Source organism: Floccifex sp. (assembly GCF_051873555.1).
In the GTDB taxonomy this organism is placed as follows: Bacteria; Bacillota_I; Bacilli_A; order Erysipelotrichales; family Erysipelotrichaceae; genus Floccifex.
In genome coordinates this window covers 1-11,223 of sequence record NZ_JBJEEY010000140.1, presented here as the reverse complement: position 1 = coordinate 11,223, position 11,223 = coordinate 1, and the positions used below count along the sequence as shown (strand labels likewise).

13 protein-coding genes are annotated in these 11,223 nt (G+C 31.5%); 2 read left to right on the top strand and 11 right to left on the bottom strand.

Features of this window, described 5'->3' with window-relative positions; translation table 11 throughout:
- Positions 1–33 precede the first annotated feature (33 nt).
- The 10 genes from ACI32A_RS08125 to ACI32A_RS08080 form a co-directional block, all read right to left on the bottom strand.
- Positions 34–624, bottom strand: a complete 591-nt coding sequence (locus ACI32A_RS08125) for a YczE/YyaS/YitT family protein (RefSeq protein ID WP_439754547.1) — start codon at positions 622–624, stop codon at positions 34–36.
- Entirely contained in the window at positions 614–3,214 is a 2,601-nt protein-coding gene (locus ACI32A_RS08120; RefSeq protein ID WP_439754546.1) for a glycoside hydrolase family 38 C-terminal domain-containing protein, read from the bottom strand. Before ACI32A_RS08120 ends, ACI32A_RS08125 begins: the two co-directional genes overlap by 11 nt.
- A gap of 54 nt (positions 3,215–3,268) precedes the next feature.
- Complete coding sequence (locus ACI32A_RS08115) at positions 3,269–4,405, bottom strand: fructose-specific PTS transporter subunit EIIC (RefSeq protein ID WP_439754545.1); 1,137 nt, start codon at positions 4,403–4,405, stop codon at positions 3,269–3,271.
- A gap of 12 nt (positions 4,406–4,417) precedes the next feature.
- Positions 4,418–4,723: a PTS fructose transporter subunit IIB gene (locus ACI32A_RS08110; protein ID WP_439754544.1), complete on the bottom strand. Its 306-nt coding sequence runs from the start codon at positions 4,721–4,723 to the stop codon at positions 4,418–4,420.
- A gap of 12 nt (positions 4,724–4,735) precedes the next feature.
- Entirely contained in the window at positions 4,736–5,170 is a 435-nt protein-coding gene (locus ACI32A_RS08105) for a PTS sugar transporter subunit IIA (RefSeq protein ID WP_439754543.1), read from the bottom strand.
- Entirely contained in the window at positions 5,171–7,099 is a 1,929-nt protein-coding gene (locus ACI32A_RS08100) for a BglG family transcription antiterminator (protein ID WP_439754542.1), read from the bottom strand.
- A gap of 152 nt (positions 7,100–7,251) precedes the next feature.
- Positions 7,252–7,632, bottom strand: coding sequence for an arsenate reductase ArsC (locus ACI32A_RS08095; RefSeq protein WP_439754541.1), 381 nt, complete (start codon positions 7,630–7,632; stop codon positions 7,252–7,254).
- 1 nt (position 7,633) lies between these two features.
- Positions 7,634–7,879 (bottom strand): thioredoxin family protein, encoded by a 246-nt coding sequence (locus tag ACI32A_RS08090; RefSeq protein ID WP_439754540.1) that lies wholly within the window; start codon positions 7,877–7,879, stop codon positions 7,634–7,636.
- A gap of 10 nt (positions 7,880–7,889) precedes the next feature.
- A complete protein-coding gene (locus tag ACI32A_RS08085; RefSeq protein WP_439754539.1) occupies positions 7,890–8,885 on the bottom strand; it encodes a permease in 996 nt (331 codons plus the stop codon).
- A gap of 72 nt (positions 8,886–8,957) precedes the next feature.
- Positions 8,958–9,239 carry an ArsR/SmtB family transcription factor gene (locus tag ACI32A_RS08080; RefSeq protein WP_439754538.1) on the bottom strand — a complete coding sequence of 94 codons (282 nt, stop codon included), beginning with the start codon at positions 9,237–9,239 and terminating at the stop codon, positions 8,958–8,960.
- Between the two features lie 109 nt (positions 9,240–9,348).
- On the opposite strand from ACI32A_RS08080, the gene ACI32A_RS08075 reads away from it, so the two are divergent.
- The gene (locus tag ACI32A_RS08075; protein WP_439754537.1) at positions 9,349–10,206 is read left to right on the top strand and encodes an aldo/keto reductase; all 858 of its coding nucleotides are present in this window, start codon (positions 9,349–9,351) and stop codon (positions 10,204–10,206) included.
- Positions 10,207–10,281: 75 nt separating this feature from the next.
- On the top strand, positions 10,282–10,584 hold the full coding sequence (locus ACI32A_RS08070; protein WP_439754536.1) for a hypothetical protein: 303 nt from the start codon (positions 10,282–10,284) through the stop codon (positions 10,582–10,584).
- 40 nt (positions 10,585–10,624) lie between these two features.
- Here ACI32A_RS08070 and ACI32A_RS08065 read toward each other — a convergent pair whose 3' ends face one another.
- Positions 10,625–10,927 carry a TetR-like C-terminal domain-containing protein gene (locus ACI32A_RS08065; RefSeq protein ID WP_439754562.1) on the bottom strand — a complete coding sequence of 101 codons (303 nt, stop codon included), beginning with the start codon at positions 10,925–10,927 and terminating at the stop codon, positions 10,625–10,627.
- Positions 10,928–11,223: the final 296 nt, after the last annotated feature.

Sequence of the window (11,223 nt, the reverse complement as noted above, 5' to 3'; positions counted from 1 at the left end):
CTTCAATTTATTATAACATACGAAAAAAGCTTCTTATGCAGAAGCTTTTAATTTTGTTGAAAAGAAATGAATGCATGGTCCTACCATTGTCATCAACATAATGGTTCCAATTCCAATCTGGCTTCCACATAAAAAGCCAATAACAACTAATAAAGTATCTTGAATGACTCGGTAGACTCGATAACTCCCTTTATGCGTGATTTTTACAAGTACATTGGGAATCCCATCTAATGGAGATTGTCCCATATCGGCATTGGAATATAAGGCAACACCAAATGAATGGAATAAAATCCCAATCAACATAATTAGAATTCGACTTATAAAAGAAGTCACAACAATATTTTTAAAAATATAAAGAGAAAAGAAATCCACAATAAATCCGATACATGTCATATTCACAATAGTTGCAATCCCAATTCGTTTGTGGTCAAAAATCACTAAGGGAATAATAAAAACGCAATTTGATAATAATGTGGCAATTCCTAAAGATATATGGAAAATCTTTGTTATTCCAAAATAAAATGTCATTCCAGGATCAATTCCTAAACTCGCTATAACTTGAATGGAAATACCAAGTCCAATGATAAAATTCCCCAGCAACATTTGTATGATTCTATTTTTCATATATAAAATCCTTTGTTGTAACGATTTCTCCTTCGAGAATTTCTTTTGATTGATTCATTGCTTCACCAAATAAATCCAATTTTTCAATGGATGAAACTGTCGTTTCTTTTTCGTTATTGAAGAAACGCATCACAACTTCATTTTTTAATACTTCACAAGTTGAATATGCCATTTTAGTGAATTCTTCTTTCACTGGTAAAATAAATTCTTCTTGAATTTCTTGTTTCATCACATTTGTCTGGAAATACGTTATTGGATAAACAACACGATTCATACTTTGATTTTGGAACGCACATGTTTCACACACAAATTCATTGTACATATTTACAATCTCATTTTTGTCATAGTCTTTGACAAAGAATAAACCAAATTCAAATTCATTTTTACAAATCATTTGTGATTCAGGCGAAGGAATAATTCTTTCTGCCAATCCACTAGCACGTCCAGGACGACGATTTAAATCCGGTAATCCTAAATATCCAACCGATCTGAATAAAGTTAAAGCAATATCTGTATATCCATCTCCAATGATTTCATATTCTTTTCCTGATTTTGTGATTGCGCCCATTGCCTGATTTTCCTTTGTTAAATAGACATAGTTCAATAAAGGATAAATTGGACTTGGTTCTTCTAACCAGTTTTCTTTTTTCCATTTTGCCATGATACCTGGATTGTTTTCTCGTAAAATAGATCCAAATTGTGTTCCTGCTACAGAATGTGTTGTTTGAACTGGTGTTTTACAAACCAGTCGAACACGATGATTCAAAGAATGATTGTCATAGTATCCTTTTACTTGAATGACTGGTTTATGTGCATCTAATGTGATTGTTACATGAATTTCATCACTTGAATTTAATTCTTTATTTGTACGAGATTCTAAATCTTTTGGACAATGCATGATTCCATCTAATGTTAATACTTGTCTTTGTTTTTGGTTTTCAAATGAACAATTGAAATCATGGAAGATATTGATCATATCGTGGTCTGGATAAGAATAATCATAGTTATCCCCTTCATCACCGGATTCCTCAAAATAAATGAAGTTTTCAATCCATGTCTGGGTTTCTTTAATAAATAAATTAAGCCCTTTGTTTCCTTTTTCAATTCGATAAAAATCATTTTCAATGTGTTTAGTTGAAACTGGAATAAAACAATGTTGGCTTTGTGTTTCTTCCACAAATAATAAATGATAGCTTAATCCTTGAACATTTGGAATCGTACAAACAATATGATTTTTGTAGAAATATTTTGATTCATCGTAGTTTTCTGTATTTTTTCGAATCACGCCTCCATACATTTTTTCTTGTGAAACCAATGTATAAGGTACATCTTGTTTTTGATAAACTAAATTAAATTCTTTTGTTTCAGAGAAAACATCCATTTCCAGTGTTAAATCACGAGTTTGTGGCAAGGTATTAAAGAAAACAATGGGTTTATTTTCTTTTGGCAGCGAAATCGCAATTTTTCGCATCAAATAAATTTTTAAAGAAAAAGCTAAGTTATAGGCTTTTTGTGTACGAACTAAAATCAAGTCATTGGTTGTATCGGTATTCGTAGCTCCTGAATGTGTTTGACTTCTTCCTAATAAATTCCAGATACGATTGATTATTTTCTGGTCATATTCAAACCCCATTTTATGTAGAATAGCCATGATTGGTTGTACTTCCAATGCCATCAATCGCTCAACACGATCCTGTAGATTTTTAATATCCATTCGTGCAGATCCAATCGAACGATGAACACGATGATATTGTGGATTGATAAATTCTCCTTGATATACTTTTAAGTTTTCTTCATTATCCAGAATTTTATTCATATATTCTTCTAATGTTGTTTCTTCAAAGTCATATGTTCCATCTTCTTGATAATATTTCAATAAGTCTTTAAAATTCCAAATCACAGGCGTTTGGTCATTTCCAATTGGCAACAAGAAATCATTTTCCAAAGTCGATAAATCCGATAATTTCTTTAATTGCGATCCAATGTCATTGCCATCATAATCAAGTCCAGCATTTTTTGTGAGTGTTTTCTTTAAGAATGGATCAGTTGCAAATCCGTATCCACAGTTTAGTGTTGTAACACCGACTTTAGAGCCATCATTGGATTGAAACATAAAATCCAATGGTAATTCATGTTCATCTCCCATTCCTCGTCTAAACACAAAAGAATGAATGCCGCATTCATTAAAGATTTTAGGATAATCCTGCGATTGTCCAAATGAATCTGGTAAATAAGCTATTTTTGAGCTGCCTCCATATTGATTGGCATAATTCATTCCACATCGAAGATTATTGATTACGGATTCACCAGATGTAATAAATGAATCAATTTGTGATAAAAATGGACCCACAAATAGTTTTTTAGATGAAATTAATTTTTTTACGCGTTCTTTATCTTCTTGATGTAATTCTAAATAGTCTTCTAAAATAGCTGTTTGCCCGTCTAAGAAAAAATAATCTATGATACCTGTTTCTAATGCTTCAATTAATTCTTTCATGTGATAGTTTAATTGAATCAATGAGTCTTCTTCTGTAAAATACCATTCATTGTCCCAATGTGTATGATGATATATATTTGCTTTTTTTGCCATGGTTTCTCCTTATCTATAATGAAGCGAAAGAGAATTCTCTTTCGCTTATTGGTATTAAAGTTTTAAACCAGCTTCGTCGTTTTCGAAGAAAATTGGTTTTTCGTTTTTCGCATATTTTGTACGAATAATCAATGTCATTAATAAAGCAGCAACCAAAGATCCGCCAAAGAATGCGATTGTCATATATAAACCAGCTGCAAATCCTTCTGTAGCAACCATGAATGGAATTCCCATGAAGTATCCTAAAGTTGGTAACAAAGATAAGTTAAATAATGCGGCTAATCCACCAGCTGTAGCCCCTCCAACAACCATGCAAGGAACAACTAAAGCTGGTTTGCTGACTGCAAATGGAATCGTATTTTCACCAATTCCAAACATTCCCAATACAAAGTTTGAAATAACATTTTCTTTTCCACCTTCAGAGAATACCTTTTTATTCAATAAATAAGTAATTAATAAAGCTACGTTTGGTACTGCTAATGCAATATGAGCATAAGTAGATGGTAATACTGTTTCAGCATAGACTCCATATACGAATAAGATAGCTGTTTTGTTGATTGGTCCACCAAAGTCAGCACAAATCATAGCTCCTAAAACAACTCCTAGTAAAACACGTAAACTTGGGTCTGCATTCATCATTGTTAATCCTGAATACATTGCGTTCATAATATTCATGATAACCAATCCAATTGTGTAGCGATATACAATAGATCCAGCAATTAAACAAATTAATGGAATAATAGAGAAAGATAATAAAGAGCGGAAAGCACCTCTTAATTTAATGTGTTCTTTACACCATCTTGCGATATATCCAACCAATAAACCAGCTACAATACCACCGATGAATGAACCATTCATAACACCAGCTAACCATCCAATAACGAAACCAGGTGCAATTCCAGGTTTACCAGCCAATCCATTAGCCACATATCCAGCTAAGAAAGCAGGCATTAAGTTTAATCCAAATTTACCTGTCCACCAAATTAATTGGTCAATACGACAATTTGCTAATTGATCCAAAACATTTCCGTCAATACTCCATGCAAAGGAACTTCCAGTTGGATCGTGTCCCATCATAATAGACATAATACATCCAATGGCCATAATTAATCCGGATCCGGCAACCAATGGAATCATATATGATAAACCACCAAAAATGGCTTTCTTCATTCTCTGTAACTCTTTTTTCATTTTTCTGTTCTCCTATATACTTGCTTCAATTTCATCTAAAACAGCGGATGCATTTTCTAATATTTTTCCGATTTCAATGTCAACAATGTGTTTTCCATCAAATCTTTCTTCATCTTCTACCGACACACTGACTGCAAAAACAACAACATCAGCTTCTTCAATTTGTTCTTCTGTTAATTCATCATCAATTCCCAGTGTTCCTTGTTTTTCAATAAAAATGGAATGTCCTCTGCGAGTTGCTTCTTTTTCCAATGCTTTTGCTGCCATATATGTATGTGCTACACCAGCTGGACAAGCTGTAATTGCTACAATTTTCATGTTTCTTCTCCTTTAATGTATTGTATTAATTAAATCCTTAATTTGTTCTTCGTCATTTGATAAACGAAGTTGTTCAACAAAATCTTCATCCATAATGGAAACCGCAATTTTTGATAACATTCTCAAATGTGTGGTTCCAGCTTCTTCAGTCGGAATCGCAAGCATAAACACCATATTAACTGGTTTATGATCCATTGAATTCCAATCGACTTCATTTTTTAATTTTCCGAAAACAAATGAACTTTCTTTTACGGCATCTGTTTTTCCATGCGGAATCGCAATTCCATTCCCAAATCCAGTTGTGATTTCTGTTTCTCGTTCTTTAACCGCTTCAATATAACGATCCAAATCCTTGATTTTTCCATGTTCGAACAACGTTTTTGCTAAATTCTGAATCACTTCTTCTTTAGTTGTTCCATTCACATCAAATGCAATAATACTTTCCATTTATTTTCCTCCTTTCATAAATCTATAAATTTCTTGTTCTGTATTCATTTCAACTAAGCGATGCAAACAATTTTTATCCCCTGCTATTTTATATAAATGATCAAATATCACTCCAAACGATTCTTTTTCTTTTTTTGACAATGCAATCAAAAATACAACATAAACGTTTTTATCATTCCATTGAATACCTGGCTTCGAAATATAGACAAATATACAAGATTTTTTGACATATAATGGATTTCCATGTGGAATCGCATAATTTCCGTAACAAGTCGAAGCGATTTTTTCTCGTTCCAAAACACTTTCCAAGAATTCTTTTGCCACGTTATTGTTATGAATTAAAATGGAACAAATTTTTTTCATCACTTCTTCTGGTTTTAATGATTCATTGTCAATTAAAATATTTTCTAATTGATAAATGCATTTCTGATCTTCCCTATCTTGTTTATGAATCATTTCTTCTATTTTTTTAAATTGATGATTATCCATAAAAGGATCTACATAAAATACTTTTTGATCTAAGTCCAGTGGAATCATGGAAAAAATATAGTCATATTTTTCTTGTTTTGTTTTTTGTTTTACATCCAGCGCACTTAATGCCTCAAATTCAACAGTTTTGTCAAAATGCTTCTTGAGTTTCGCTAACATCAATTGTGAACTTCCCACACCTGTTGCACAAATGACAGCGATTTTCAAGTTTTTATTAAATTGATTGCGTTCTACAAAAGCTTGAATATGCAAGGCAATATAGGCTATTTCGTTTTCATCGTATTCAATGTCATATTTTTCTTTTAATATTTTGTAAACCTTAATCGCAATGTCAAAACTATCTAAATAATTTTTCTTTATTTCATCTAAATAAGGGTTTTTTGTTGAAAGATGATTTTTCATTCTTTCTATAGCTGGTTTAATATGTAAAATCAAACCATCAATGAGTTCTCGATCATTTATGAAATATAATTTCGTTTCTTCTTGAATTAATACAACAATTTCATTAATGACATTTTTAAATTCTTCATCGATTACTTTATAGGAATCACCTTCTAATCGATATGTATTTAAAACTCGTTTAGCACACATCAAATGCATAGCAATATAAGCGACTTCACTTTGACTAAAAGAAATTCCAAATCGATTGGCAATCACATCCGTAAATTTTTCAGATATTTCATAATACGGTGTTTCAATGATTGTTGATAAATTGGATTGCGGCATTTGTAAAGAATCTCCTGTTTGAATTCTTTGAATCGCAATCATCACATGAACAAGAACAGCAGATGTTTGAACACTTGATAGTTCAACATTTTGATTGATCATTTTAATAATCAATCGATAGACTTCGTCTACAATATCTTGATTGAATAAACTATATAAGGAGTTGATATTATCATAGGAAAGATTTGTTGGCGCCTTGGTAAATTTTCCATTGATGACATCTGAAAATAAATTTCGTAGGTCTGTTTCTTTTCCAGAAATTCGAATTCCTTTATTTCTTTTTCGATTGAAACGTAAATGGTAGGCTTCCAAAACTTTTTCAATAAAATTTAAATCATTAATCAATGTTCCCTTTGATATGAATACTTTATCTGCAAAGCTTTGTAATGAAATATAATCTTTTTGATTCATTAAAATACAAAGTTCCTGAAAATATCTTCCATCATATAAACGCAAGCTATTCATACTTTCAGATAAATTCAATAGAAGTGTATTCATTTCTTGTTGTTCATCAACAAATTGAATTCCTTTTTTACTTTTTCGATTAATGTGAATATGTAAATTTGGAATTTGATTTAAATACGCATCTAATTCATCCAATAAATTCAAAATCGTACTTTTTGACAAATTTAATTCATTCATTAATGCATCAAGTGTTGTAAATTCTTTTTTCATTAAAATAAACAACAAATCCACTGATTGTTTTGAAAGCATCTGTTTTCCTCCTTACGATTTATATTATATGGATAAAAAAACAACAAAAAGACCAATAAATTAAATTTATTGTTATAACTTATTGTATTTATTCAACATTTCTAAGTACTTTATAACATGTTATATCTTTATAACATAATAAAAAGAAGAATTTATTTCAAATTCTCCTTCAAATCCAATATTTTCTTTTCAATTTCTTTGATTACCTTTATAAATTCTTCATCACTTTTTCCAGTGGGATCTTCTAATTTCCAATTCATATCAAAAGCACATGGACACGTTACATTACATCCCATGGATATTACAATATCCGGTGTGGGAATATCACTCATTAATTTTGGATATTGTGTTTTTTCCATTTCAATTCCATAGAGTTGTTTCATCAAACGAATGGCATCTGGATTGATTTGTGATTTTAAACTGGTTCCAGCTGAATAACTTTCAAATACATCACAAGCATAATATTGTCCTAAAGCCTGAGCAATCTGGCTTCGACATGAATTATGTACACAAATAAAAGCTACTTTTTTCATTTTATTTTTCCATTAATTTTATTATATCTTTTGGTTTTAATAATTTTCCAGTGGAAACAACTTCTTCATTAATCACAATACCCGGCATAGACATCACACCATATTCCATTACTTTTTCTATATCTGTAATATATTCTACTTTAATATCTAAATTTAGATTTGAAATGGCTTTTTTTACGTTTTCATATTGTGTATGGCATGTTTTACATCCCATTCCCAATACTTTGATTGATTGTATATTTTTCATAAATTATGTCCTATATAATAAAATATTGAATCCAATTAAAACAATAACCAACAATCACAATTCCTATAGTGCAAATTGCCACAAAAATACCAAGAAGCTTAGGCTTTACGGCTTTGCGAAGCATAATCATAGATGGCAACGATAAAGTAGTGACTGCCATCATAAAAGAAAGAACAACACCGAGTTGGGCTCCTTTTGTCAGTAATGCCTCAGCAATGGGAATGCATCCAAAAATATCAGCATACATTGGTATTCCACATAGAGTCGCAATCCAGATGCCAAATGGATTATCATTTCCCAGTGCTTTTACAATCCATTGTTCGGGAATCCAGTTATGAATAATGGCACCAATGCCTACTCCAATTAAAATATATGGAAACACTTTTTTTAGTGTTTCTATCATTTTTTGATATGCATATTTCATTCGATCATTGAAATGGAGTTCATCTTGTAAAACATCAAATGAACGTCCATTCCGGATATATTCTTCCACTTGATTTTCAAGATGCATTTTTTCAATCAAAGTACCTCCACCTATGGCAATCACAAGGCCAAGAACAACATATATAATTGCTATCTTCCACCCAAAAATGCTCATCAACAATACAAGGCTGGCAAGATCTACCATGGGAGAGGAAATCAAAAAGGAAAAAGTAACACCTAATGGTAAGCCGGCACTGGTAAAGCCGATAAATAATGGTATGGAAGAACATGAACAAAATGGTGTTACCGTTCCTAATAAAGCCGCTACAGTATTAGCTATGATTCCATGAAACTTTCCTAATATTTTTTTACTTCTTTCTGGTGGAAAAAAGCTTTGAATATAACTGATCATAAAAATAAGAACACATAATAGTATTGTGATTTTTATCGTGTCATAGAAAAAGAAATGAAGGCTTCCACCTATTTTCTGGGTAATATCCACATTTAAAGTTTGTAATAAAAATCCAATAAGTTCTTCTAGCCATTTCATGCCAAGTATTTGTTCTTGAATAAAATTTAACAAGATATCCCTCCTTACATTGATATTCATCTATATATTAAATATTTTTTATGCTGGTCTTTTCACCAGCATATTTCATTGACATGTCAAACAACTTATTGAAGAAATATATTCTTTATATTTTTTAAACGTATCACAGTTAATTGAATAATGATGCCATTTTCCTTCTTTATACGACTTTACAATACCACAGTCTTCTAATACTTTCATGTGATGCGATAAAGTCGGTTGTGTAACATTTAATTCCTGTAAAAGATGACAACCACATTTTTCTCCTGTTGTTAACATTTCAATGATTCGTAGTCGATTTGAATCCGACATGGCTTTACAAATTTTTGCGACTTCTTCTCTTGTCATGATTACCTCACATGTAAATTATATCTATACATAGATAATTGTCAATGCATTTTTTCTTGACCGGTTGTTACTACCGGTTGATAGAATCAATTTATAAGGAGGAAATGATATGGAATATCAAACACTGAACAATGGAATTCAAATGCCTATATTAGGCTATGGCGTTTTCCAAGTCAAAAAAGAAGCATGCGAAAGATGTGTTCTAGATGCACTAAAAACGGGATACCGATTATTGGATACGGCTCAATCTTATTTTAATGAAGAAGAAGTAGGGTCTGCCATTATAAAAAGTGGTATCCCTCGAGAAGAAATTTTTCTAACCACAAAAGTCTGGTTAGAACATTATGGCTATGAAGCCACAAAACAATCTGTATTAAATTCTTTACAAAAACTTCAAACCAATTATCTGGATTTAGTTCTTCTTCATCAGCCTTATGGTGATATATACGGATCCTGGCGTGCTTTAGAGGATTTATATGAACAAGGAAAGATTCGAGCCATTGGTATTTCTAATTTTTATGTGGATCGCATGGTTGAATTTTTTCATTTTACTCGAATCAAGCCTATGATCAATCAAATGGAAGTTCAAATTTTCAATCAACAAAAACAACTAAAAGAATATGCCGATAAATACAATATACAATTAGAGGCATGGGCTCCTTTTGGTGAAGGCAAAAAAAACACATTTGAAAATGAAGTAATTCTTTCCATTGGAAAAAAATACAACAAAACACCGGCGCAAGTAATGTTAAAATGGAATATTCAACGAGGAATTGTTGTTATTCCTAAGTCCGTTCATCTCGAAAGAATGAAAGAAAACTTTAATGTATTTGATTTTCAATTATCCAATGAAGACATGGAAGCCATTTCTCAATTAGATACATCAACTTCCAGTTTCTTTTCACATAGAGATCCAGCGATGGTGGAATGGTTTGTTCAATTAATTGAAGAAAGAAAACAAAAATAATATTTTTGAAATAAAATATGAACAAAATACAAATAATCATCATCTAGAATTCCAATGTAAATTGGAGGAAAAGATATGGGTAAAGAAACATTTGCGGATAAGAACAAAAAAATCGAGGATAAAGTAGTTGGAGCTTATAAGAAAGTAGAAAAAACATTTGTTGGTACTTATAAAAAAGTCGAAGATAAATTTGTGGATACTTTTTTAAGAAGAAGCGATGAAACCATTGAAGAAGCTAAAGAACGCATGAAAAACACAACAAAGGAAAACCAGAATCAACAAAATGAAGCTTTAGAAAAAAATCGAAAAATCCAGGAAGAAATTGAATTAAGAAATAAAAAGATTCAAGAAGATATTGCCGCAAAACCAAAGAGATAAAAAACGGAGGTAGGGATACCTCCTTTTTAAATGACTTGTTTTATTGACAATTGATTTTCCATATAGACGGAACACAATTATGGATCATTTTTGCGACTTGTTCTTCATTTTCCATACAGCCTGTATCCAGCCAATACTTTATGATCATTGTTAAACCAGCTTGAAATCCAATCCAGTAAAACATCATTTCTTTTTCATTTGTTAGATTGGCTTCTAAAGAATAAGGAATGACTACTTCTGTCCAAATAGCATCCAATCCTTCTTTGATGGGAAATTCTTTTCGGTTTTTTAGAGCAATTTGATAAAAATCTTTATGGTCTTTTATAAAAAATAGAAAAGGAATAAAAGAAGAAATGAACTACCCTACCTGATACATAGTTCAGATAAGGTATCCTTGTGATGTACTCTTTTGTACTACCGCAGGGATTTTGATTTATGCAGGCATATACATATTCCATGTACTGTTTCCACAATGGCCGGTTCACTCGACCTCTACTGTTTTTACACAGTTACTTACTGTTCAGATCTGCAAATCGGATGATTTTCGGGTTCAGCAGTCCGGATAGCTTTACATTTGATGTGTCATATCCCGCTTTTCTCAGAATATTGGCTGCACCATTCACATCCGCATTGATAAGT

What these genes read in the sequence shown, in the direction of transcription:
- ACI32A_RS08105 (WP_439754543.1), bottom strand. Translation starts at nt 5,170, where the DNA reads ATGGAAAGTATTATTGCATTTGATGTGAATGGAACAACTAAAGAAGAA.
- ACI32A_RS08075 (WP_439754537.1), top strand. Translation starts at nt 9,349, where the DNA reads ATGGAATATCAAACACTGAACAATGGAATTCAAATGCCTATATTAGGC.
- ACI32A_RS08090 (WP_439754540.1), bottom strand. Translation starts at nt 7,879, where the DNA reads ATGAAAAATATACAATCAATCAAAGTATTGGGAATGGGATGTAAAACA.
- ACI32A_RS08095 (WP_439754541.1), bottom strand. Translation starts at nt 7,632, where the DNA reads ATGAAAAAAGTAGCTTTTATTTGTGTACATAATTCATGTCGAAGCCAG.
- ACI32A_RS08125 (WP_439754547.1), bottom strand. Translation starts at nt 624, where the DNA reads ATGAAAAATAGAATCATACAAATGTTGCTGGGGAATTTTATCATTGGA.
- ACI32A_RS08070 (WP_439754536.1), top strand. Translation starts at nt 10,282, where the DNA reads ATGGGTAAAGAAACATTTGCGGATAAGAACAAAAAAATCGAGGATAAA.
- ACI32A_RS08115 (WP_439754545.1), bottom strand. Translation starts at nt 4,405, where the DNA reads ATGAAAAAAGAGTTACAGAGAATGAAGAAAGCCATTTTTGGTGGTTTA.
- ACI32A_RS08110 (WP_439754544.1), bottom strand. Translation starts at nt 4,723, where the DNA reads ATGAAAATTGTAGCAATTACAGCTTGTCCAGCTGGTGTAGCACATACA.
- ACI32A_RS08080 (WP_439754538.1), bottom strand. Translation starts at nt 9,239, where the DNA reads ATGACAAGAGAAGAAGTCGCAAAAATTTGTAAAGCCATGTCGGATTCA.
- ACI32A_RS08100 (WP_439754542.1), bottom strand. Translation starts at nt 7,099, where the DNA reads ATGCTTTCAAAACAATCAGTGGATTTGTTGTTTATTTTAATGAAAAAA.
- ACI32A_RS08120 (WP_439754546.1), bottom strand. Translation starts at nt 3,214, where the DNA reads ATGGCAAAAAAAGCAAATATATATCATCATACACATTGGGACAATGAA.